Annotated in this window: 1 protein-coding gene and 1 pseudogene; one reads left to right on the top strand and one right to left on the bottom strand. The window is 60.0% G+C overall.

Features of this window, described 5'->3' with window-relative positions; translation table 11 throughout:
- Positions 1 to 192 (top strand): annotated as a pseudogene (locus AWB68_RS50605) (nitric oxide dioxygenase); the annotation flags it as partial.
- A gap of 665 nt (positions 193 to 857) precedes the next feature.
- Here AWB68_RS50605 and AWB68_RS45230 read toward each other — a convergent pair.
- Positions 858 to 1,146, bottom strand: a 289-nt coding sequence (locus AWB68_RS45230) for a DUF1840 domain-containing protein (RefSeq protein ID WP_143282073.1), incomplete at its 5' end; no start/stop codon positions are given.

The raw sequence follows: 1,146 nt of genomic DNA, 5'->3' as shown, positions 1-1,146 counted from the left end.
GGCAGAGACTACGATTTCATCGGACGGCTTGACCTCGCAGCGATCCGCGAAGCGGTTCTGCTTCGCGACGCTGATTACTTCGTGTGCGGGCCAATGCCGTTCATGCGCGCGCAGGTCGACACATTGAAAACGCTGGGCGTGGACGCATCGCGAATTCACACGGAGGTTTTCGGCGTTGGTGACCTGCGCTAGGCGATGCAGCAAGACGGGGCTATATAACGGCCGGTCAGACCTACGGCAGCGAACGGGAATATTTCGAATCGACATAGCGCGCCGCCGGTTCGCGGGCGGCACACGTTCCTGCTCGTCGCAGCCGCTTCGGTGTACCCGAAAACCAGAGCCTCTCTTTTTACGGCTTCAGGTGCGCCGGCGTCTCCGTGCAGAGCCGATTATCACGCGTGTCGTCGGCTATTTGCGACGACTCAGGCTGCGGGCCAGACAAACATCACATGTTCGCCGGACGCCGGTCTCGCCTTAAAGCCGTGTTCGGACTGCACTCGCGGGGCGCCCCCTATGCGACTGCGCCACGTGACAACAATAAAAGGATTGCCATCGGCAAGATTAGGAAGTACGTTCCCGTACGGCCCCATCACTTTGACCGCTGCTTGATTCGGCCCGCCAGTTGCCGCAAGCGCCTGGTGGTAACCGCCACTGCGTGGAAGCGCGCCCGCCGTGGCCGCAAGAAATCGACCGGAGGCCGATGGCTTCACCGCTGATAGCCGCGGCTGGCCGGGTGCCCCGGTAACGAGAACGCCCCACAGCACGATAAAGGCCAAGAACTTCATGTGCGTTTCCCTTGAATCCAACGTCCGCGTGTTCGCCTTGAGTCCCTTCTTTCAACTACGCGCACGACGCGGTCAGAGACCCCAGATGATGTCTGCCTCGTGTTCTCGTGCCTGGCGCAGCATGTCTAGAAACGGGTAGGCCTGCTGTGAAAGTCCCGCGCGATGCTCGCGACAATTCGCGTGCACCGCACGATGGAAAGCGTCGTCTTTTGCGGCAAATTTTTCGTCGTCGACGATCGCAGTTTCAAGGCGTTCGATGGCGACAGGCAGTTGCTCGTGGGTAATGACTCCCCGCACATCCAGTCGCTTGCCAACCAGTCCCAGAAGATACCCTGCGAGATCCTTGAGCATAGTGACATCT

Source organism: Caballeronia choica (genome assembly GCF_001544535.1).
GTDB lineage: Bacteria > Pseudomonadota > Gammaproteobacteria > Burkholderiales > Burkholderiaceae > Caballeronia > Caballeronia choica.
The sequence above is the reverse complement of the archived record's forward strand: the minus strand, read 5'-3'. Positions and strand labels throughout refer to the sequence as shown.